Genomic DNA, 20,059 nt, shown 5'->3' with positions numbered 1-20,059 from the left:
CATAAGCTAAAAATCTGGCACAATAATTGGAATACAGTAATGGGAATAGACTGAAATGTCGTGACGACACACTAATCGTTGCGACACCATCCAAGATAAGGAGTCCTGCTATGGGTATTTTTTCTCGCTTTGCCGATATTGTAAATTCCAATATCAGTGCGTTACTGGATAAAGCTGAAGATCCGGAGAAGATGATTCGCCTGATCATTCAGGAAATGGAAGACACCTTAGTTGAAGTTAGAACCAATTCGGCCAAAGCCATCGCTGACCAGAAAGAGCTGGACCGCAAAGTCACTGCCATTGATCAACAGATTGAAGAGTGGCAACAGAAAGCCGGTCTGGCACTGACCAAGCAGCGTGAAGATCTGGCCAGAGCAGCACTGATTGAAAAGCAAAAGCTGCAAAATGTACTGAAAGGTTTGCACACCGAGCAAACGTTGGTGGAAGAGACCATAGAGAAGCTTACCGGTGAAATTACTAAGCTGGAAAGCAAGATCACTGAAACCCGTGCCAAGCAGCAGGCTCTGGCGATCCGCAGCCAAACGGCATCCAGTCGTCGGGATGTGCAAAAACATCTGCACACCTCTCGTACCAGCGAGGCGATGGCGAAATTCGATCAATACTCACGTAAGATTGATGAAATGGAAGCTGAAGCTGACCTGTATGCCAAGTCCGGCGGCGGTAAATCGCTCGATCAGGAATTTGCGGAACTGCAGGCCGACGATGAGATTGAGCAGGAACTGGCTAAGTTGAAGCAACAGGTGCAAGATAAGAATAATCAATAACAAGGAGCCGCTATGTCTACATTTTTGATTGCCGGGCCACTCATGGTTTTCCTGATATTTGTGGCTCCGGTCTGGCTTTTTCTCCACTATCGAAGCAAGCGGATCGCCTCAGGTGGCCTGTCACAGGAAGACAATCAACGCTTGCAGGCATTGACCTCCAAGGCAGAGTCGATGCAGAACCGTCTGGATACGCTGGAGCGTATTCTGGATCAGGAGTCGCCAAGCTGGAGAAAACGTTATGAATAGTCGTGAACTGTATCGGGACGTTGAAAACGGCAAGATATCAGGCGTATGTGCCGGGTTGGCTAATTATTTCGGTGTCGAAGTGTGGTTGATTCGCATCCTGGTGATTTCAGCCGCACTGCTGGGTGGCAGCTTTCTGGTTATTCTGGCTTATGTCGCGCTGACCCTGATGCTTGAGAAGCAGCCAGGTAACTATGTCGAGAAGCTGAAAAGCCAGCAGGAGCATTCTCTGAAGAATAAGCCGTGGCAACAGGGACAGTCTCCCCAATCGCTGCTGGATACGCTGGAAAAAGACTTTACTTCAATCGAACAGCAGATCCAGTCGATAGAGGCCTATGTCACCTCAGATGCGTTTAAAGTGAACCGTGAGTTCAACCGGCTTTGATACGATAAACAGACTTTTGATATGGAGCGAGAATGACAACAGAGAGCCGCTGCGCCTGGGCGATGCATCACCCGTTGGAGCGTGACTATCATGACCGTGAATGGGGAATTCCGGTACGAGACGATAACGTGCTGTTTGAGTTTCTGACTTTGGAAGGGGCGCAGGCCGGGCTGAGCTGGATTACCATTTTAAAGAAACGGGAAGGCTACCGGCAGGCGTTTGCGGATTACGATCTGGAAACTCTGGCAAGCCAGGGAGAGGAGCGGGTCGAGCAGATCATCAGTCAGTTTGACGTGGTCAGGCACAGGGGCAAGATAGCCTCCGTGTTTTCTAATGCCCGCGCTGCACTGGCCCTGCAGCAGCAATACGGTTCGTTGTCTCAGGCATTGTGGCAGTTTGTCGATCACCAGCCGATAATCAATCATTGGCAGTCGATGGATCAGGTCCCGGCTTCGACCGAGCGCTCCAAAGCGATGAGTAAGTTTCTCAAAAAGAACGGTTTTAAGTTTGTTGGCGAGACCATCTGTTATGCCTTTATGCAGGCGGTCGGCATGGTGGATGACCATCTCGACCACTGTCCGCATAAAAACAAGAGCCCATAGCGGGCTCTTTAGTTTTGTGTCGGTCGGTGTTGTTTTAACCGCTAAAAGCGACTATTTCAGCGTCGCTTCCTTTTCCAGCAGTACCGCGTTATAGCGTTTAAGCCCGGCTTCCAGATCGGCGATCAAATCTTCCACGTCTTCCAGGCCGATGTGGAGGCGAATCAATGTACCGTTGAAGTGCGGATTGGCCACGGTTCGTAAGCTGTCAAAACTCTTCGGCTCGTTGGCCAGGATTAAGCTTTCGAAGCCGCCCCAGGAATAGCCCATGCTAAAGTGCTCCATTCCGTCCAGCAGCGCCGTGGTTGCTCGTGGGTAACTGGATTTAAGTACGAATGAAAACAGCCCGTTACCACCGGTAAAATCGCGTTCGAAAAATTCATGACCTGGACAGGATTCTAAAGCCGGATGACGCACCTGGTCGACTTCAGGACGAGATTGTAACCACTGCGCCACTTTAAGGCTGCTCTCAGCGTGCTGACGTAAGCGTACATCAAGAGTCCGCAGTCCTCGCAGTCCAAGGTAGACGTCGTCGGCCGAAACGCACTGTCCCATCAGGTAGCTCTGTTCACGCAGTTGATCCCAACATTTCTCATTAGCCACGGCGGTGCCCAGCATGACGTCGGAATGGCCAACGATATACTTAGTCGCGGCTTGGATGGAAATATCCACACCGTGGTCAAATGGCGAAAAGTTCACTCCAGCGCCCCAGGTATTATCCAGCATCACGACGATATCGTGTTCATGAGCAATGCGCGCCAGGGTAGGGACATCCTGCACTTCCATCGTGATTGAACCCGGAGATTCAGTAAACAGTACGCTGGTGTTGGGCTGGATCAGATCGCGAATCTCTTCGCCAATGGTTGGCGGGTAAAAAGTGACCTCAATGCCCATTTTTTTCAGAATGATGTTACAAAAGTCGCGTGTTGGCTCGTAGCAGGTGTCGACCATCAACACGTGATCACCGGTTTTGACGAAAGACAAAATGGCATTGGAAATGGCGGCAGTGCCACATGGGTACAAAGCGCAGCCAACACCACCCTCAATTTCAACCATAGCTTCTTGCATGGCAAAGTGAGTTTGGGTACCACGACGACCATAGAACAGCGTCTTGTTGGTACGGTTTACGGCCGCATGATGTTTCTCTGCAACGGTGTTGAACACTACAGTTGATGCTCTTTGTACCGGCGGATTCACCGTGCCGTGAGTCCACTTTTTATTTCTTCCTGCGTTGATCAGGCGGGTTTTCTTGCCTTCCGACATTAGTCCTTCCTTGTCTTGAATATTTCCCCTATTTAAAACACGCCAGCGGCAGGAGCGCAAGGGGAATACGGAATAACATAGGTAATAATTGGCACCTTGGCGGCAAACGATTTATAGCAGCGGATTGAACAGATAAAACAGCCGTTCCAGAAAGCGAAAGTGCATCCGGCGGTTTTTCCACTGCTGCAGTACCACGGGAATGGATTGGGCGATGTACTCCTGCTGCAACCGGTAAACCTGACCGGTAAAGTCCTCGTCATCGATCGCCAGGGTCAGTTCGAAATTGAGCCACAAACTGCGCATATCCAGATTGACGGTTCCGATAAGGCAGAATTGCTGGTCAATGACCACTGATTTAGTGTGCAGCAGGCCACCGTCAAACTCATAGATTTTTACCCCGGCATCCAGCAACTCGGTATAAAACGCCCGGCAAGCCCATTGCACCATCATAGAGTCATTCTTATGTGGGATGATCAACTGTACATCAATGCCCCGTTGCGCAGTCATCTTAAGAGTTTCCAGCAAATCGGCACTGGGCACAAAGTAGGGGGTAGTAATGGTTACTGACTGGTTAGCCTGGTTTATCGCTAAGGTCAGCACCTGATGAATCAGGTAATCAGGCATACCAGGACCGGACGGAACAACCTGAATCGGCATTTGACCTTCCGTATCTGCGATACTGCACTCGGGAATATTGGGTAAGCTACGCTGACCGGTTTCCACTTCCCAGTCCCAGCAATGGATAGCTGATAGGACGTTTACGGTCGGACCGGTCACCCGTACCATGATGTCAATCCACTGGCCAACGCCGGAGTCTTGTTTGAAATAGGCCGGATCGACCATGTTCATTGAGCCGGTATACGCCACCAGGTCATCAATAACGATTATTTTTCGGTGCTGGCGCAGGTCCAGCCGGCGCAGGAATATCCGCCACGGGCTCACTTCCAGCGCCTGGATGACTTCAACCCCGGCCGTTTGCATCATGGTGTACCAAGGGCTGCGGAAAAAGCGCGGACTGCCTGCCGAGTCGAGTAACAGCTTTACCGCCACTCCACGCTTGGCTGCCTGTATCAGCGCGGCAGCAACCGAATCCGCTAATCCGCCCGGGTGCCAGATGTAAAACACCATCCGGATGCTGTGCTGCGCCTGCTCAATATCCTGAATGATCGAGTGAAGGGTTTCCTGCGGGGAGTGCTGCAGGGACAACGCATTGCCACTTAATGCGGGTAATCCCAGGCGGTTATTACACAGTTCATCAATTCGATAGATATGGCGTCCCATGGATTCAGGAGAGTGGGCGTGACAGTCGTTTAATCGGGCAAACCAGTCGGCAAACGGAGTGAGCATTACTTTGGCTCGTTCAGCGCGCTTGGTACCCAGATTGAGTTCTCCGAACAGGAAATAGCAAGCTACACCGACAATCGGCAGAATATAGATCACCATCAGCCAGGCCAGCGATACGCTCACAGCACGTCGTTTAAGCACCACGCGTATAGTGACACCGGCAACGAGCAGCCAGTAGAGACCGATGCCTGCTAAGGTAACGAAATGATAGAACTTTTCCATGAGAAATCCGACTAATGCCCTGAACTTAGCATAGTAAATGGAAATCAAACCGGATGGAAAGCTTATCGATAGAGGATATGAAATCAGACACAAAGCCTGAAAGTGTTACTAAAAAGTAATTCTATAGAATAACCGAATAGGTGGTGACTAAAAAACCAGCATTTAACTGTGTCAATTAGAAACTTGTCGGAAAAATATACTTTTTGGGGTTCCAATTTTACGCTCAAACTGATTTACTTGCCACACACAGTACGTCAGCCTCTTTTTTCGTAAATGTACAAGTAACTTTACATGTAGGTTTACAGCAAACTTTGACGTCAAAGCGTAAACACAACTGCGGTAAAAAATAATATGGCAACAAAAGACAGAGGCCACTTTTCTTCGAGAATTGGCTTTATTATGGCGGCGGCAGGTTCTGCCGTCGGCCTGGGTAACGTTTGGGGATTCCCGACCAAAGCGGCCAGCAATGGCGGTGCAGCGTTTCTGGTGATCTACCTGGCAATGGTATTTTTGCTCGCTTACCCAATGCTGGTGGCGGAGTTAACCATTGGTCGTCATGGTCAGTCCAACCCGATTTCATCGCTGAAAACGGTTTGGTCGCGCAATCGCAAACTGGCGGGCTTTTTTGGCCTGGTGGCAATGATCGCAGCATCTATGATCCTCAGCTTTTACTCCATCCTGGCAGGCTGGTTAGTGGGCTTTACTTTTGCTCCGGCCCTGGAAGTGGTGGGATTGCAAACCTCATCTGATTGGCTGGTGAATTTTAGCGGTAACCGCAACGTTGTACTGGCGATCCTGTTTTCTCTATTGACCATCCATGTGGTCCGCAAGGGTGTAGCAGACGGTATCGAAAAATGGTCCACCCGCCTGATGCCAATGCTGTTTGTTCTGTTTGGTGTGATGATCATCTACATCATGACCCAGGACGGCGCGATGGAAGGATTGAAAATGTACCTGGTGCCTGATTTCTCTCAGGTCTCTCCGGCTATGTTGGTAGATTCTATGGGCCAGGCGTTCTTCTCGCTCTCTCTGGGTGTTGGCTCAATGATGGTATACGGTTCTTACCTGACCAAAGACGTGAACCTGCCGCGCACCGCAGGTCAGGTTGCGGCAATTGACACCGGGGTAGCGTTTGCTGCGGGTCTGTTGATCCTGCCTGCCATGTACGTTGCGCGTGACCACGGTGTTGAGATCTTCAATGAAGCGGGTGAGCTAATCAGTTCTGGTGACCTGGTCTTTGCTGTTCTGCCGGCTATGTTCGATACCATGGGTGGTATTGGTGTACTAGTCGGTACCGGGTTCTTTATTCTGATGGTAATTGCAGCGCTGACATCGTCCATTTCACTGCTGGAAGTGCCGGTTTCTTGTGCGCAGGACGAACTGAACTTGGACCGCGGTAAGGCGACTTGGTTGATCGGTGGTGCCATTATGCTGCTTAGCGTCGTGGTTTCACTGAACTTCGGTACTCTGTTTGGCTTGATTGCCAATATCTCAACCGTATACATGCAGCCGCTATTGGGCGTGGTATGGGCGATTCTGGTGGGCTGGATTTGGAACCGTAACAATCTGCTCAACGAGCTGAAAGAAGGTAATCCAGAGATCGAACAGGGTCTGTTCTGGAAAATCTGGCCTTGGTATGTGCGCCTGGTATGTCCGGTTGCGATCATGATGGTATTCATCTTCTCTATCATGTAATTGGCTACGTTATGTAAAAGCCTCCCATTTGGGAGGCTTTTGTGCGTTTGGAGCAGCACAATTTCTCAGCAATCATCACCAGATTATGCGGCGGCCATAGCGATAGCGTGCAGAATCCGTATACTGGGCGCGAAGCGCTTGGAGTCTAACCATGTACCAGATAATTTATACCCACCCCGATTTTGTCGTGATCAACAAATTTCCCGGGGTTTCTGTCCACAAAGATGACGGTGACACTATGTTAGTGTCTGACGTTGCCAAGCAGCTTGGTGAAGATAATCTGTATCTGGTACATCGTCTGGACAAGATGACTTCAGGCTTACTGCTACTGGCTCGCAGTGCCAACGCGGCCAGGGGGCTGGCGGGCTTATTTGCACAGCGTCAGGTCGGCAAGTTTTATCTGGCCATTGGCAGCAAAAAGCCGAAGAAAAAGCAGGGGTTGGTTATTGGTGACATGCAGCGCAGCCGCCGCGCCAGCTGGAAACTGTTGCCCAGTCAGGATAATCCGGCCATCACCCAGTTTTTCTCGGCTGCGGCTGAGCCAGGAGAACGGCTGTTTGTTTGCAAACCTTACAGTGGCAAAACCCATCAAATACGGGTGGCGCTGAAGTCTATTGGCTCGGCGATTGTGGGGGATCCCATCTACAATCCCAGCTCGGAAGCTGACCGGGGCTATCTGCATGCATTTGCGCTTATGTTCGACTGGCAGGGGGAGCGGTTTCAATTTGTATGTGACCCTCGCCAGGTCAGCGATTTTGGGGTGAAATGGCAATCGCAGCCGGTCTCCACCGCTATTGATCAGTGGCTTACTCCCTGGTTGTTACAGTGGCCGACGCTTAAACAGACTAAATAGACCTGAATATTCACAAGAGAGCAGTATGCAATCGACGCAACTACCGGTTTTTTTTCAACATATCCGCCAGCAACTGAGTGAAGTGCCTGATGAAATCCGGCGTATTTTTCATGGCCGGGGCCAGCGTTGGCCCGGACTGGAACAACTGACCTGTGACTGGCTACAGGGACAGCTATATGTGCAGTTGTTTAAGCCCGTCGAAGAAAGCTTTCTGTCGGAGTTGAAACAGGGATTAATGGCTTTGAGTGAAACTGAACAGTGGCAGCAGTGCGGCGGAAGAAGTATAGCGCTGCAATATCGTTTTCTGGACGGGGCGCCTTGCGACTTTCTGTGGGGCGATTTTAATACGGACCCCGTTGCTGTCGAGTCAGGGTTAAATTACCAGCTGAACATCGGCCGCAATCAGAATAACGGCCTGTTCCTGGATATGCGTCTCGGGCGGGATTGGGTTCGCCAGCATGCAGCGGGCAAAAGGGTGTTAAACCTGTTTGCCTATACCTGTGGCTTCTCAGTAGCCGCGATAGCCGGTGGTGCTGATAAAGTGGTTAACGTAGACATGGCGAAGTCATCGCTGGCGAAAGGACGCGACAACCACCGTCTTAATCAGCATGATTTAACCAAAGTGACCTTTCTAGGCCACGATATCTTTCGCTCCTGGGGCAAGATCAGCCGTTTCGGGCCTTACGATTTAATCATCATCGATCCACCGTCATTTCAGAAAGGCAGCTTTGCCTTAACCAAAGATTACCAGAAAATTTTGCGGCGCCTGCCGGGGCTGTTGGCCGACCAGGGTCAGGTCATGGCATGCGTAAATTCACCCAGTGTCAGTAGCGACTTTCTAATCGAGGGAATGGCTAATGAAGCGCCGCAGCTGAAATACTGTGGTCGGCTGGATAACCCGCCTGAATTTGAAGATGTCGATTCTGAGGCTAGCCTGAAGGTGTTGCTGTTCAATCAGGATAACCGTTAGTTTTTTGATCAGAGGCCGTAGCGACGTTGTCAATCCGCTTCCAGCATAGGCAGCCACAGGTGCTGCCTTTTTTGAATCTAGATAATTACTTATGATCGTCCAGTTTAAAAGTGAGCTTGTGGGCGTCATTTTCCAGTACCAGCATTTCCTGGCTCAGTGAAATCGTCGCCCATTCCGCCAGTGTTTCTGCCATCGCACGCTCAATTTTCATCGCTTCAGGCGGGCACATCTTCATGGTCATGGCCATCCGTTCGATCTTCAGTTGGTTGTCTTTCAGCTCAGCCTGACCAAAGAAGTTATTACAGCCAGCGCTACCATTAGCCGTTAAATTTTCACCAATTTCCAGTCTCGCTTTTTGCTGGCGAGGGTCGGACGCCAACGCCTCATCATCGATCATGACCAGTTGCCAGTTGTGATGCTGCAAATCTTGAGCGGTGATCATAGCGGCATCAGATTGTTGCTGGGAGGCACAGGCGCTAAGTAGAGTAGGCAAGATGATTGCGGCCAGGAATGTCTTTGAACTAAGCTTCATATTATTGAACTCCGATAAAAATATGCCCGAGTACTTTTCGTAAAGTACTAGAGAAATCAACTAACAGTATAGCGATTGGATATGCATTAGTGTCAGTATAGTGTGATAGACAGCAAAAGGTGCTGGTAAGTTGCGTGGTCATCCGGGCGAGAGCAGTTTACTATGCTTAAGTCAGACTGTTAATGTTTTGGTTTACACATCATCAATTGGTTAAGCGTTGGGAGTAATATGGAACAGCTGGAGTTTTTCACCATTCCTAGTCCATGTATCGGCGTTTGTTCGGTGGATGAAAAAGGTTACTGCAAGGGGTGTATGCGAAAGCGGGAAGAGCGGTTTCACTGGCTTGAAATGACCCCGCAGCAACAGCTGCACGTGATTAAACTGTGCAAAATGCGCTATCGCCGTAAACTGGCTCAGGGTAAAGCGAATCAAAATGCCGACAGTGCAGCGTCTGATAATCCTCAGCAGGATCTGTTCTGAAGCTTACCCGACTTTTCCGTCGGCATTCTGGTTAATCGCCAGTAAAATCTCCGGCGCTATTTCATATTCCAGAAGTCACTTACCCAACCACCGACATGTTCGTCAAAATGATTGCCGGCAAAATTGTGTTGCATTTCCCTGTGACTATCCACTTCTGGCTGTTGATCGAGGAGATGTTGAATATAGTGTGCCATGGGGTCATTGGAATGAAGTCGCTGCTGGCGAGTGGCTACTTCTTTGATCATCTGAAGTCGGTATGTGGTGCTAGCGCGTTTCATGTCAATATCCCCTGGTTGTGATGACTAACAGTTAAGTTAGAAATCAACCGCAAGTTCGTCAAACCAAATAGTGAGAATTGACAGAATATTTAACCTTAATCTGGTTGAAAAATGGCCTTTTTGAAGATTTCAATATCTTTAAATTCGTGATATTCCAGATAATTGTGTAGCGTTCTAGCGGCGATGTGCGCGACACAAAAAATTCATACTTTTTTCATCTTGGTGATGTAGGGAACCATGAAGTTCTGACAGGGCTTGACCTTGACTTAAGGGCAAGCTTTACAGTGAGGCTTGCCAATATAGAGGAGCAATATTATGGGTTGTTGTAACCAACCGCCAAACGGTGGCACCAAGCAGTTAGGTACATTGATCAAAATAGTTGCGGTAATGTTTGCGCTGATTTTTCTGTTGGCACTATTTGCCTGAGTTTAACATGCTCATGTCTCTAACTATCTGATTAAATGAGGTCTAAACTTTTGTTTCGCGTGGCCGATAGCCAAATATAGACCTCAGTATGACCAAGTTCGCTGGTTTTACCAGTGAATGTCGATTCGCTATACTGAATCACATATAGCAGTAAATGGAGTTATCGCAATGGCGACTTGCGCTGCAGAGCAGAGACGACAGTATTACCGATTGAAATATCCACGCCGCGCCCGTCCCGTGGTTAAAATTGCAGATGCTTTGTATCATGTCAGTGAAGTCTCTGAGCAGGGATTGAGAGTGGAAATGGCCAATGTTGCCTCGACTCTGTATCGTGGCCTGACGTTGAAAGGAATACTCAAGCTACACAACGAGACGCAGATTAACGTTGAAGGTCAGATTTTGCGCTGGAGCAATCAAGAGGTGGTGATCAAGCTGTCTCAAGGACCCAGTTTCAAGCATATGGTGGCTGAGCAGCGCCACATTCGGCAAAATTATCCGGTCTTTTTTGCCTGAAGTTAGACAGATTCGGTGTTACCAGACAGGAGTAAAGTCGCTTTTACGCAATCTAGGTCGCCCAGAAAAGGTGAAACCCCAGAGGTGGTAAGTCTCTGGGGTTTCTAATTTTTCGATTGTTCGGTTGGTAAGGCCGAAAATCTGATATGCAAAAGGTCTGGATTAAATCCGAATAAATTCCTGGTAAGGGGAATTAGATGCGGATGAAGTCCATGTGCTCAACTTTTGGCTTAAACGCGTGGCGTTGAACGTCTTGTGGCTTAACTTTTACTTCTTCGCCGTTGATCAGCAGAACCAGGCCTTCGTAGAATTCAGGCTTGTCCATTTGGTTGATCACGTCGTCGTGGTTAAGCGCGATAGATACTGGAGCTGCTTCGCCACCGTAAACGATAGCAGGGAATTGACCAGCAAGACGTAGGCGGCGGCTCGCACCTTTACCTAGTTCAGTACGTACTACTGCTTCAAATTTCATAGTATTTACTCTCAAAATTAGAAATATAACATCACGGCATCAATGCGACCTTGATGTCGTGGTAAAGCCCGGCACTATTTTAGAAGATACTGCCAAAGCGAGCGCGGATACTATCATTGTCTCTGGGTTTGAGCAACACAATTCTGGGGCATTTCATCCTGTTGGGGGGACTTTTAGCCAGTGAGTTCATCGGCAAATATTTTGTCTCTCAGGGTCCAGAATCGGCCTTGTTTGCGGGCGATAACAAACTCAGGCGGACGGAATCTGTGCTGGTGTTCAGTCACCCGGTGTGGACTGGCAAAATCAAACGCACGGTGCCGGTCAGCCAGGTGGGGGCGCACAAACTGCTGCTGAAAGCGCCGTTTCTGCCCCGGAGTGTTGAGTGTCCAGAATTCGTGTACCTGGGCATCATTCTCGCCCCGATAAGTCACTTTAAGTACCGATTTGCCCGATTCCGCTTTGTGGACCGATAAGTTCATGTCGTGACACTGAAATACCAGCGCATCTTTCAGACTCAGGGCCTGCTTAAGCTTCTTATCCGGGTCAACCAAGGTAGCATCACATTCGTGGCAGATGCGTGCAGCAATGTCGTTGTCAGCGCCGCAGTCGGCGCAAAATTTTGCCCGGAAGCGGTAGTTACAATGTTCCCGTTCCCCGCTTTCATCATCGGTAAAATAGCCCTGGCAACGCCTTCCGTAGTGCTCAATCAGGAAACCGTTGGCATCCAGTTTACCCCAGAAGTTATTGTTAAAGCCGCAGGCCGGGCAGGGGATGGTGATGATTTCGCTGTCGGCATTGGGTTTGGTTTGGCCGATTTCCGGCTGATACAAGTCGTAACTGTTTCCGGCATAATCCAGCACCAGGCACTCATGCTTGCCGGGTGAAAGACGCAGGCCACGGCCGATAATTTGCTGATACAAACTGACCGATTCCGTTGGGCGAAGGATGGCGATCAAATCCACATGCGGGGCATCAAAGCCGGTGGTCAGCACTGAAACGTTAACCAGATATTTTATCTGCTGCTGTTTAAATGCTTCGATAATGCGCGCCCGTTCTTTGTTGTCAGTATCGCCAATTACCAGTTCGGCTGCCCCGTTTGGCAACAGGCCAAGGATCTCTTTAGCATGGCGCACGGTTGCGGCAAAGATCATCACACCACGCTTATCCTGTGACAATGTCACTATCTGTTGAGTGATCTGCGGGGTGGCGCGCTTGGCGTTATCGATCACCTGATCCAGCTCGGATTCTTTGTAGCGTCCGGTAGACGCCGGTTTCAATTGCGAAAAATCATAGCTGAGCACCGGCGCATCCAGCAATCTGGCAGGGGTAAGAAACTGTTCGTCCAGCAGGTAGTGGATAGGTAACTCAAAGATACAGTCTCGGAAGAAGCGCTCGGTTTCGCTGCGTACCTGACCTCGGGTGTGATACTGATATATCCAGCCGATACCGAGACGGTAAGGGGTGGCGGTTAAGCCAAGAATTTTCAGACCCGGGTTAAGCTGCTTCAGGTGAGAGATCACTTTCTGGTAGCTGCTGTTTTTGTCTTCTGGAACCCGGTGACATTCGTCGATCACCAGCAGTGAAAACTGATTGCGAAACGCCTCCAGGTTGCGTACTACAGACTGCACTGAAGCAAACACCACCTGTTGCTCCGTTTCTTTTCTTCCCAGGCCGGCAGAAAATATCGAACCGGACAGACCATAACCTTCATATTTGGCGTGGTTTTGTTCAACCAGTTCTTTGACATGGGCCAGCACCAGAACCCGCCCTTTAGCTAACCGAGCCAGTTCCGCAATCACCAGGCTTTTGCCGGCACCGGTCGGCAGCACAATGACCGCCGGTTCACTGCTGGTTCGAAAATATTGAATGACAGCTTTTACCGAGTCGACTTGATATGGGCGCAGTGAATACATAAATTATGTGAAATAGCTCAACTTATTTTGTCCGGCCGATTATAATACCTGACTCTACAGCGAAGAGGTATCAATGCGACTAGACAAATTTCTGTGTGACGCGCTCGGAGCGACACGCAAAGAGGCCACAAAAATCCTCAAAAGTGGCGACGTAACCGTTAATGACCTGGTACAAAAAAGCGGTGCTTACAAAGTTTCCGACTCTTGTTGTGTGGAGTGGCAGGGGCGAACACTGGCTAAGCCTGGCCCCAGGTACATCATGTTGTTCAAGCCAGAAGGCTTTGTCTGCTCCCACGAAGATGGATTCAACCACACAGCATTTGTTCTGCTGGATGAAGTAAAGATGGACGATTTGCACTTTGCCGGTAGACTGGATGTTGATACCACCGGACTGGTATTAATTACCGATGATGGTCAATGGTCACACAGAATCACCTCGCCCAAGCATAAGTGCGACAAAACTTATCGGGTCTGGTTAGCGGACCCGATTGGAGACGACTACGTGGCCCGTTTTGCCGAAGGCATCGAACTGCGCAACGAAAGAGAGCTGACTTTACCGGCAAAACTTGAGGTAGTGGATCCGGAGCAGAACGAAGTATTGCTGACCATATGTGAAGGTAAATACCACCAGGTTAAACGCATGTTTGCCGCACTTGGTAACAAGGTAGAGCAGTTACACCGTGAGCGAATCGGTCACATTGAACTGGATGATGCACTAGAGCCGGGTGAATACCGTTATCTCACTCAGGATGAAGTCGACTCAGTCTGGTAATCTGCACTCAATAGTGCGGCAGTTTACATAATCTAAAATGCCGCGCATCAATGTCCACACTATAATTCTGGCCAGAATTTACATTCCGTTGGCCCGTCTGAGTTCCGCATCATTTACCTGAGGTGGCACAATACGCGGCCGCTTCAACCGACAACAAGGAGTGATATGACTAAAGGTACTATCGAACAACGTTCAGACCCTCAACAAGTCGCGACTATTTCAATATTAATGTTTATCGTGTTAGGTGCCATCGGCGCGTTAACGCCGCTGGCGATCGACATGTATCTGCCGGCGATGCCGTCTATTGCCAAAGAATTGGGTGTGCAGGCAGGTGATGTACAGATTACATTGACCGCTTATACCGCCGGATTTGCCATCGGTCAACTTTTACACGGCCCTCTGGCAGACAGTTATGGCCGCCGGCCGGTGCTACTGGTCGGAATCGTGTTGTTTGCCGCGGCCGCGGTAGTCAGTGCCACCACTCAAGGAATAGAAGCATTAACCTGGGTCCGGGCCGCGCAAGGATTTGCCGGCGCAGCAGCGGCCGTAGTGATTCAAGCGGTCGTTCGCGATATGTTCGATAGAGAAGACTTCGCCCGTGCGATGTCATTCGTTACTCTGGTTATCACCATTGCTCCTTTATTGGCACCTATGATTGGTGGCCACCTGGCCGTCTGGTTTGGCTGGCGTTCAATCTTTTGGGTGCTGGCTCTGTTTGCCCTGGTAGTGATTGGTTTGATCTTCTGGAAAATCCCGGAAACCCTGAGTGTGGACAATCGTCAACCACTCAGGGTCGGCACCACACTGCGCAATTACGTTCGCCTGTTTCGCAGCCCGGTTGCGATCGGCCTGATTTTATCCAGTGCTTTTTCTTTTTCCGGTATGTTTGCCTTTCTGACTGCCGGCTCATTTGTGTACATCGATATTTATGGTGTCCGTCCGGAACAATTTGGCTATCTCTTTGGCCTGAATATCGTCGCCATGATTATTATGACCAGTATAAACAGCCGTCTGGTCCGTAAAGTCGGCTCCCACGCCATGTTGCGTTTTGGCCTGACGGTACAATTGCTGGCCGGACTGGGGCTGTTTGTTACCTGGTTGCTGGACATGGGCTTGTGGGGAACGGTACCTTTTGTGGTGATGTTCATCGGCACCTTGTCGACCATCGGCAGTAACTCTATGGGGCTGCTGTTAAGCGGCTATCCGACCATGGCGGGGACTGCCTCGTCGCTGGCAGGGACATTAAGATTTGGTACCGGCTCGCTGGTGGGCGCGGTGGTCGCTATGATGCCTGCCGGCGTCGCCTGGCCGATGATTGTGGTCATGTCGGCTTGTTCGGTACTCTCAGCTGGTTTTTATTGGAAATTTGGAAGAAACGCATAATGACACTCGAAGCTCAGCAAGCTCAATACACAAAAGAAATTCAGCGTCTGGTCAACAGCGCTCTGGAAGAACTGGCTCAGCAGCACCGTAGTGGCAAACTGGTGGATGCCCCTGTAGCGAACAATCTGTTTTTGCTGCGTTGGGTTACCAAGGCCCTTAAGAGTCAGAATTTTCACCGTTGCGTCGGTGATGACCTGACCCGCTGGCAGAAGAGCGGCCGTTCAAAAGGCAACGATGCTGCACTGCAACGGATATTTGAACGTATCAGTGCTTTTTACCGCCACTTTGTTGCTGATGCTGAGCAATGTGATCCAATCACAGACTCTGATATCGAAACCTTCTTGGATCAGATGGAACAGGCGGGCTGGGAAGTCAGTACCTCCGAGCCGATCGTCGGTGCCGGAAAAGTTCAGCTGTTTACTGAGGGGCAAAACTCGCTGGCGTTATGTGCTAACCAGTGCGAGAGCTGCTTCGATGGCAGTATTCTGGTTGAGCCGATGAGCTGGTTTGTTCGTGGTAATCACAATCAGTTTATCGAGTTGGCGTTTCAGGCTGGATTTATGGTGCATAAAGTTACCGCATACAAGTCCAACCTCAAATATCATGGCGAGTACTTAATCTTCCCGGCTAACCGGGGTGAATTTCTGGCTGAGATTCCCCTTGGCTTTGCGCACGATAGCGCGAACCATGCCGCGAAAAATAAATAGATGCGCCGGCATCATGGCATACCAGTAAAGTAGCCCCAGAAACCCTTGCGGGTGCCACCAGGCGGTGATGTCCAGTTCCCGTTCACTGCCATGGTCATGGATAGTCAGTTCCAGACGCCCCAGGCCAGGGCCTTTCATACCAAACAGCAGCGATAAGAAGTGGTTCTGTTCACAGCGGATCACTTTCCAGGAATCGATAAAATCGCCGACTTGCAACTGGGGAGAAGAGGGCGACTGTCGAATCGGCCTTCCGGCGCCAAATAACACATCCAACCATTCACGGGTCCGCCACAGGTAATTGGCAAAGAAATAGCCCTCTTTCGGACTACCAATGGTCTGCACCACCTGCCAAAGCTGCTCTGCGGTTAACTCTGTCCGAATCGATGCACCGGCTTTTTTAGCGTAATAGCCATAGCCCGGCTGCCAGCGCTTCAGCGCTGCCGGCTCAAAGCCCCAGACGTTACTGCGCACAAACTCGCCTTCCGCAGCTATTGCACTGGCTACCATCTCACGATAACCGATGAGTTTTTGTGGATACAACTGACGAATCTCACTGGCATCGGCGATGAAGTCGTGCTCCAGTCCTGCCAGTAAGGCAGAACCTATTGTTGAGGGGACCGAAGTGATCATCCCAAGCCAGTGTGAGGCCAGTTTGGCGGTCAGTAACGGGGTGGACACCAGTCGATATGGCTTACCTGCCGCTTGGCAAATGATTTTAAACTGTTGCCGGTAGGTCATGATATCCGGGCCTCCGACTTCGAACACGCGATGTTCGTGCGGCTCCGCTTGGGCCAATTGCAGCAGATAGTGATCAAGATTTTCCAGCGCTATCGGGTTGGCTTTGGTGTCGACCGATTGAGGCGTAATCAGCACCGGTAAATGATAAACAAAATCCCGCATGATTTCGAATGCGGCTGAACCGGGGCCAATGATCACGCCGGCTCTCAGTTCAGTGATGGGTATCGGTGTCTGACGTATTACTTCGCCTGTCTTTTTGCGCGCCATAAGGTGTTGGGAGTTGCCCGTTTGTGGTTGTAGTGCGCTGAGGTAAATGACGTGCTTAACCTGACTATGCAGCAGTGCTTCGCGAAAGTTTTCTGCCAGCGATAGTTCGTAATTGACAAAATCATGGCCTTCGCTCATGCCGTGCACCAAGAAATAGACCAAATCAAAATCGCGCACTAACTCTACCGTTGCCTCTCGTTCGGCCAGGTCCAGATAGCAAATTGTAAGGTTGGGGTGGGCAGTGACACGTGCGCGTAAATAGTCTATCTGCCGTGCAGCGGCGGTGACCAGGTAACCTAGCTCCAGCAACTTAGGCAGTAACTGAGAACCGACGTAGCCTGATGCTCCGAGTACCAGCACTTTTTTCATCTCGACCCCTTTTGTTTAGTCTGGCGACTGTGCAGATAATCATCGTATACTAGCTTGAGCAAATTTTCCTCATTCAATCAACATCTTGTTTCCACAAGGAGCCGCTTTGACCCTATTTGAGCAAATACGCCATTACATGGACGGGCCTTACTTAAAACGATTGATCACCATCGCTCTGCCGATCACCTTACAAAGCATGATGTTTTCCAGCCGCGGTCTGGTCGATGTACTGATGTTAGGGCAACTGGGTGAAGCAGAAATCGCCGCAGTGGGTGTCGCGGCGCGGGCTACCTTTGTTACGACCATCATGCTGGTTGGCGTCACCACCGCAGGGGCGCTGCTGACGGCTCAGTACTGGGGAGCCGCGAACCAGCAAGGGGTGAGGGAGAGCACCGCTTTGACCTGGCTGGTGGCCATGTTGTTTGCTCTGTTTACCGTTATTCTGTTTGTTACCTTTCCAAGCGAAATTATGGCACTGACCACCGATTCTGCCCAGGTCAATGCGCTTGGTAGCCAGTATCTGGTGATCACCTCGGTGAGTATGTTTGCGGTTGCCTGTATCGCCAGCGCTTCAGTCGGGCTTAGAGCAATGCACCGGCCTGGCTTGAGTACTTTCTTTAGCGGAATTGGCATTCTGACCAACATTTTTCTCAACTGGCTGCTTATCTTTGGCCATTGGGGGGCGCCTAAACTGGGAATTCAGGGGGCCGCAATCGCGACTGTGATCAGTGGGGCTACAGAAGTCGGTTGTTTATATGGTTATCTGTATGCCATGCAACATCTGCTGGCCTTTAACCTGGCTGATATTCGGGCGATTCTGGTCTGGCAGAAACTGGTGCGATTTCTCAAACTCTCGCTGCCGACCACGTTTAACTTCCTCGCCTGGGCGGGCGGATTATTTGTTTATCACGCCATTATGGGCCAGTCCGGCGTGGAAGGCCTGGCGGCTCTGTCCGTGATGACGCCGGTCGAATCGATGGCACTGGCGTTCATGATAGGGCTTTCCAGTGCGGCGGCCGTATTGGTCGGTAACCAGATTGGGGCCCGCAATTACCAGGCGGTGTATTACCAGGCAGTCGGGATCACCGGTCTGAACTTTATCCTGTCACTGATTATCGCGTTGCTACTGATGCTTTGTCAGGGTTGGATTCTGGATGCGTTCAGCGCGCTGAGTCCGCAAACCAGAGCGTTATCTGAAAAATTTATTGCCATACTCAGCGTGGGTATCGTTCTGCGTGCCGTACCGATGATGTTAATCGTTGGCGTGTTGAGAGCCGGTGGTGACGTGAAATTTTGTCTCTATCAGGACGTTTTTTCCCAATGGCTGGTTGGCATTCCTTTGGCGGCTTTTGCCGCAATTGGCCTGGGATGGCCGCCGGAAATTATCTACCTGTTATTCCTGACCGAAGAGGGGATCAAATGGATTGGCTCTATCTATCGATTGCGCAGCAAAAAATGGATTCGTAATCTGATAGAAGGGTGAAAAAGTCATATAAAACTGAAGGATAGAAAATGCGCTATGCTTATAGGTGCGTATTTTGTGATCCAGATTGCAAATTACTTCCTACGCGTGCTGTTTTAGTGTAGATTCACTCCCCGAATCTGAATATTTACGAGGCGATGGATGCTACAAATTAACGACTTGTGCAAAGGCTATGTAGATGGCGGAGAGTTTCATCCGGTATTACAGGGCGCAGAACTGTCGTTAAAGCAGGGAGATCAGATCGCCTTGATGGGGGAGAGCGGCTCAGGTAAAAGTACCCTGTTGAACCTGATTGCCGGGTTAGATACCGTTGATTCCGGAGAAATCTGGTTTCCGGGCTTCCCAATGCACGATATTCCTGAAAGAAAGCGCACCGCATACAGACGTAACAATATCGGTCTGATATTCCAGCAGTTTAACCTGGTTCCTACCCTGAACGTAGCGGACAACATTCGCTTTTGTCGCCAACTGAAAGGCCTGCCAGAAGATGCAGAATTGTGGCGGCAAATTATATCTGCCTTAGATTTGATGCCACTGCTAGGGCGTTACCCCGAAGAAGTGTCCGGTGGCCAGCAGCAACGTGCGGCGATCGCGCGGGCGCTGTATATGGAACCTAAGATATTACTGGCGGATGAACCTACCGGTAGCCTGGATGAGCGCAATGCCGAAGCGGTAATGCGCCTGCTGACCTCTTTGGCCAAGCCGCTTAACTGTACCTTGCTGCTGGTGACTCACAGTGAAAAAGTTGCTGAACATATGCAGGGTAAGATTCGTCTTCAAGGGGGACTGCTGCATGTCGTGGCCCGTAGTTAAAGCGCTGCTTGGCCACTACAAACGCTACCCGTTCCAGATCCTGTTGGTTTGGTTGGGGCTCACCCTTGGGGTGACGACCCTGGTTGGCGTGACCGCAATTAATAACCATGCCCTGTCTGCTTATGAGCATGGTGAGAAGCTGTTTTTTAATCCGCTTCCCTATCGTATTCTTCCTAAATACAGCTCGAACAAAATTCCTCAAGGCCTGTACATTCAACTCAGGCGAGAAGGATTCAGTCAGTGCGTCCCATTTTCCAACACCACCATTACTCCCGCTAACGGCAATGAGCTGACTCTAGTCGGTTTTGATCCGGTGGCATTAATGACGCTCAGCTCATCGTCGTTAATGAGCAGTATGGCTTCGCTGGATTTAACCCAACCCCCGTATCCGGTTCTGGTCAGCGCCGCGTTAGCCAAACATATGCGTTGGCGAAGTGGCGATTTCGTAGAGTTATCGAGCGGAGCGAAAATTGGCCCGCTACTGGTAGAGCGTCGTGGTATTGTAACCGGGCCGCGATTGTTGGCCGATATTGCCTTAGTGCGCCAACTGGATC

General features: G+C 50.2%; 21 protein-coding genes and 1 pseudogene. 15 read left to right on the top strand and 7 right to left on the bottom strand.

Going from position 1 to position 20,059, the window contains the following annotated elements; all coding sequences use genetic code 11:
- The first annotated feature begins 110 nt into the window (after nucleotides 1–110).
- The 4 genes from pspA to ACQY6F_RS07660 are packed head-to-tail and all read left to right on the top strand — an operon-like array spanning nucleotide 111 to nucleotide 2,015.
- Nucleotides 111–785: a phage shock protein PspA gene (gene pspA, locus ACQY6F_RS07675; RefSeq protein WP_428773401.1), complete on the top strand. Its 675-nt coding sequence runs from the start codon at nucleotides 111–113 to the stop codon at nucleotides 783–785.
- A 12-nt stretch (nucleotides 786–797) separates the two neighbouring features.
- On the top strand, nucleotides 798–1,031 hold the full coding sequence (gene pspB / locus ACQY6F_RS07670; protein ID WP_428773400.1) for an envelope stress response membrane protein PspB: 234 nt from the start codon (nucleotides 798–800) through the stop codon (nucleotides 1,029–1,031).
- Nucleotides 1,024–1,413, top strand: coding sequence for an envelope stress response membrane protein PspC (gene pspC, locus ACQY6F_RS07665; protein ID WP_428773399.1), 390 nt, complete (start codon nucleotides 1,024–1,026; stop codon nucleotides 1,411–1,413). The genes pspB and pspC overlap by 8 nt, the downstream gene beginning before the upstream one ends.
- 32 nt (nucleotides 1,414–1,445) lie before the next feature.
- Complete coding sequence (locus ACQY6F_RS07660) at nucleotides 1,446–2,015, top strand: DNA-3-methyladenine glycosylase I (RefSeq protein ID WP_428773397.1); 570 nt, start codon at nucleotides 1,446–1,448, stop codon at nucleotides 2,013–2,015.
- A gap of 51 nt (nucleotides 2,016–2,066) precedes the next feature.
- Here ACQY6F_RS07660 and ACQY6F_RS07655 read toward each other — a convergent pair whose 3' ends face one another.
- Nucleotides 2,067–3,275, bottom strand: a complete 1,209-nt coding sequence (locus ACQY6F_RS07655; protein ID WP_428773396.1) for a cystathionine beta-lyase — start codon at nucleotides 3,273–3,275, stop codon at nucleotides 2,067–2,069.
- 111 nt (nucleotides 3,276–3,386) lie between these two features.
- Complete coding sequence (cls, locus tag ACQY6F_RS07650) at nucleotides 3,387–4,841, bottom strand: cardiolipin synthase (protein ID WP_428773394.1); 1,455 nt, start codon at nucleotides 4,839–4,841, stop codon at nucleotides 3,387–3,389.
- 351 nt (nucleotides 4,842–5,192) lie between these two features.
- On the opposite strand from cls, the gene ACQY6F_RS07645 reads away from it, so the two are divergent.
- The 3 genes from ACQY6F_RS07645 to ACQY6F_RS07635 all read left to right on the top strand — a co-directional run bounded on the left by ACQY6F_RS07645 (nucleotide 5,193) and on the right by ACQY6F_RS07635 (nucleotide 8,359).
- A complete protein-coding gene (locus ACQY6F_RS07645) occupies nucleotides 5,193–6,536 on the top strand; it encodes a sodium-dependent transporter (RefSeq protein WP_428773392.1) in 1,344 nt (447 codons plus the stop codon).
- Between the two features lie 151 nt (nucleotides 6,537–6,687).
- Entirely contained in the window at nucleotides 6,688–7,389 is a 702-nt protein-coding gene (locus ACQY6F_RS07640) for a TIGR01621 family pseudouridine synthase (RefSeq protein ID WP_428773391.1), read from the top strand.
- A gap of 25 nt (nucleotides 7,390–7,414) precedes the next feature.
- On the top strand, nucleotides 7,415–8,359 hold the full coding sequence (locus tag ACQY6F_RS07635) for a class I SAM-dependent methyltransferase (protein ID WP_428773389.1): 945 nt from the start codon (nucleotides 7,415–7,417) through the stop codon (nucleotides 8,357–8,359).
- An 85-nt stretch (nucleotides 8,360–8,444) separates the two neighbouring features.
- Here the strand turns inward: ACQY6F_RS07635 and ACQY6F_RS07630 are convergent, their stop codons facing one another.
- Entirely contained in the window at nucleotides 8,445–8,891 is a 447-nt protein-coding gene (locus ACQY6F_RS07630) for an META domain-containing protein (RefSeq protein WP_428773387.1), read from the bottom strand.
- Nucleotides 8,892–9,119: 228 nt separating this feature from the next.
- On the opposite strand from ACQY6F_RS07630, the gene ACQY6F_RS07625 reads away from it, so the two are divergent.
- Nucleotides 9,120–9,371: a DUF1289 domain-containing protein gene (locus ACQY6F_RS07625; protein ID WP_428773385.1), complete on the top strand. Its 252-nt coding sequence runs from the start codon at nucleotides 9,120–9,122 to the stop codon at nucleotides 9,369–9,371.
- A 56-nt stretch (nucleotides 9,372–9,427) separates the two neighbouring features.
- Here the strand turns inward: ACQY6F_RS07625 and ACQY6F_RS07620 are convergent, their stop codons facing one another.
- Entirely contained in the window at nucleotides 9,428–9,649 is a 222-nt protein-coding gene (locus ACQY6F_RS07620) for a hypothetical protein (protein ID WP_428773384.1), read from the bottom strand.
- Between the two features lie 594 nt (nucleotides 9,650–10,243).
- Here ACQY6F_RS07620 and ACQY6F_RS07615 point away from each other — a divergent pair.
- Entirely contained in the window at nucleotides 10,244–10,588 is a 345-nt protein-coding gene (locus tag ACQY6F_RS07615; RefSeq protein ID WP_428773382.1) for a PilZ domain-containing protein, read from the top strand.
- Between the two features lie 193 nt (nucleotides 10,589–10,781).
- Here the strand turns inward: ACQY6F_RS07615 and rplY are convergent, their stop codons facing one another.
- Both rplY and ACQY6F_RS07605 read right to left on the bottom strand, forming a co-directional pair.
- The gene (gene rplY / locus ACQY6F_RS07610) at nucleotides 10,782–11,060 is read right to left on the bottom strand and encodes a 50S ribosomal protein L25 (RefSeq protein WP_428773380.1); all 279 of its coding nucleotides are present in this window, start codon (nucleotides 11,058–11,060) and stop codon (nucleotides 10,782–10,784) included.
- A 173-nt stretch (nucleotides 11,061–11,233) separates the two neighbouring features.
- Nucleotides 11,234–12,973: a DEAD/DEAH box helicase gene (locus tag ACQY6F_RS07605; protein WP_428773378.1), complete on the bottom strand. Its 1,740-nt coding sequence runs from the start codon at nucleotides 12,971–12,973 to the stop codon at nucleotides 11,234–11,236.
- Nucleotides 12,974–13,046: 73 nt separating this feature from the next.
- Between ACQY6F_RS07605 and rsuA the strand changes: the two genes are divergently transcribed.
- From rsuA to ACQY6F_RS07590, 3 genes are all read left to right on the top strand, one after another.
- On the top strand, nucleotides 13,047–13,745 hold the full coding sequence (gene rsuA, locus ACQY6F_RS07600; protein WP_428773376.1) for a 16S rRNA pseudouridine(516) synthase RsuA: 699 nt from the start codon (nucleotides 13,047–13,049) through the stop codon (nucleotides 13,743–13,745).
- A 165-nt stretch (nucleotides 13,746–13,910) separates the two neighbouring features.
- Entirely contained in the window at nucleotides 13,911–15,128 is a 1,218-nt protein-coding gene (locus tag ACQY6F_RS07595; RefSeq protein ID WP_428773375.1) for a Bcr/CflA family multidrug efflux MFS transporter, read from the top strand.
- Nucleotides 15,128–15,835: a DUF2913 family protein gene (locus tag ACQY6F_RS07590; RefSeq protein WP_428773374.1), complete on the top strand. Its 708-nt coding sequence runs from the start codon at nucleotides 15,128–15,130 to the stop codon at nucleotides 15,833–15,835. The genes ACQY6F_RS07595 and ACQY6F_RS07590 overlap by 1 nt, the downstream gene beginning before the upstream one ends.
- Here the strand turns inward: ACQY6F_RS07590 and ACQY6F_RS07585 are convergent.
- A complete protein-coding gene (locus ACQY6F_RS07585; protein WP_428773372.1) occupies nucleotides 15,743–17,209 on the bottom strand; it encodes a DUF2867 domain-containing protein in 1,467 nt (488 codons plus the stop codon). The genes ACQY6F_RS07590 and ACQY6F_RS07585 overlap by 93 nt on opposite strands.
- A gap of 106 nt (nucleotides 17,210–17,315) precedes the next feature.
- On the opposite strand from ACQY6F_RS07585, the gene ACQY6F_RS07580 reads away from it, so the two are divergent.
- The 3 genes and pseudogenes from ACQY6F_RS07580 to ACQY6F_RS07570 form a co-directional block, all read left to right on the top strand.
- The gene (locus ACQY6F_RS07580; protein WP_428773371.1) at nucleotides 17,316–18,692 is read left to right on the top strand and encodes an MATE family efflux transporter; all 1,377 of its coding nucleotides are present in this window, start codon (nucleotides 17,316–17,318) and stop codon (nucleotides 18,690–18,692) included.
- A gap of 141 nt (nucleotides 18,693–18,833) precedes the next feature.
- Nucleotides 18,834–19,505, top strand: a complete 672-nt coding sequence (locus ACQY6F_RS07575) for an ABC transporter ATP-binding protein (protein ID WP_428773370.1) — start codon at nucleotides 18,834–18,836, stop codon at nucleotides 19,503–19,505.
- A pseudogene (locus ACQY6F_RS07570) lies at nucleotides 19,486–20,059 on the top strand (ABC transporter permease); the annotation flags it as partial. The gene ACQY6F_RS07575 and the pseudogene ACQY6F_RS07570, both read left to right, overlap by 20 nt.

The organism is Vibrio sp. (assembly GCF_050299255.1).
Taxonomy (GTDB): domain Bacteria; phylum Pseudomonadota; class Gammaproteobacteria; order Enterobacterales; family Vibrionaceae; genus Vibrio.
The sequence above is the reverse complement of the archived record's forward strand: the minus strand, read 5'-3'. Positions and strand labels throughout refer to the sequence as shown.

Bases quoted from the DNA above. Each gene is read 5' to 3' on its own strand.
- cls (WP_428773394.1), bottom strand. From the start codon at position 4,841: ATGGAAAAGTTCTATCATTTCGTTACCTTAGCAGGCATCGGTCTCTAC.
- ACQY6F_RS07620 (WP_428773384.1), bottom strand. From the start codon at position 9,649: ATGAAACGCGCTAGCACCACATACCGACTTCAGATGATCAAAGAAGTA.
- ACQY6F_RS07595 (WP_428773375.1), top strand. From the start codon at position 13,911: ATGACTAAAGGTACTATCGAACAACGTTCAGACCCTCAACAAGTCGCG.
- ACQY6F_RS07590 (WP_428773374.1), top strand. From the start codon at position 15,128: ATGACACTCGAAGCTCAGCAAGCTCAATACACAAAAGAAATTCAGCGT.
- rsuA (WP_428773376.1), top strand. From the start codon at position 13,047: ATGCGACTAGACAAATTTCTGTGTGACGCGCTCGGAGCGACACGCAAA.
- ACQY6F_RS07640 (WP_428773391.1), top strand. From the start codon at position 6,688: ATGTACCAGATAATTTATACCCACCCCGATTTTGTCGTGATCAACAAA.
- ACQY6F_RS07625 (WP_428773385.1), top strand. From the start codon at position 9,120: ATGGAACAGCTGGAGTTTTTCACCATTCCTAGTCCATGTATCGGCGTT.
- ACQY6F_RS07575 (WP_428773370.1), top strand. From the start codon at position 18,834: ATGCTACAAATTAACGACTTGTGCAAAGGCTATGTAGATGGCGGAGAG.
- ACQY6F_RS07615 (WP_428773382.1), top strand. From the start codon at position 10,244: ATGGCGACTTGCGCTGCAGAGCAGAGACGACAGTATTACCGATTGAAA.
- ACQY6F_RS07645 (WP_428773392.1), top strand. From the start codon at position 5,193: ATGGCAACAAAAGACAGAGGCCACTTTTCTTCGAGAATTGGCTTTATT.
- ACQY6F_RS07655 (WP_428773396.1), bottom strand. From the start codon at position 3,275: ATGTCGGAAGGCAAGAAAACCCGCCTGATCAACGCAGGAAGAAATAAA.
- ACQY6F_RS07660 (WP_428773397.1), top strand. From the start codon at position 1,446: ATGACAACAGAGAGCCGCTGCGCCTGGGCGATGCATCACCCGTTGGAG.
- pspC (WP_428773399.1), top strand. From the start codon at position 1,024: ATGAATAGTCGTGAACTGTATCGGGACGTTGAAAACGGCAAGATATCA.
- ACQY6F_RS07635 (WP_428773389.1), top strand. From the start codon at position 7,415: ATGCAATCGACGCAACTACCGGTTTTTTTTCAACATATCCGCCAGCAA.
- pspA (WP_428773401.1), top strand. From the start codon at position 111: ATGGGTATTTTTTCTCGCTTTGCCGATATTGTAAATTCCAATATCAGT.
- ACQY6F_RS07630 (WP_428773387.1), bottom strand. From the start codon at position 8,891: ATGAAGCTTAGTTCAAAGACATTCCTGGCCGCAATCATCTTGCCTACT.
- rplY (WP_428773380.1), bottom strand. From the start codon at position 11,060: ATGAAATTTGAAGCAGTAGTACGTACTGAACTAGGTAAAGGTGCGAGC.
- ACQY6F_RS07585 (WP_428773372.1), bottom strand. From the start codon at position 17,209: ATGAAAAAAGTGCTGGTACTCGGAGCATCAGGCTACGTCGGTTCTCAG.
- ACQY6F_RS07605 (WP_428773378.1), bottom strand. From the start codon at position 12,973: ATGTATTCACTGCGCCCATATCAAGTCGACTCGGTAAAAGCTGTCATT.
- pspB (WP_428773400.1), top strand. From the start codon at position 798: ATGTCTACATTTTTGATTGCCGGGCCACTCATGGTTTTCCTGATATTT.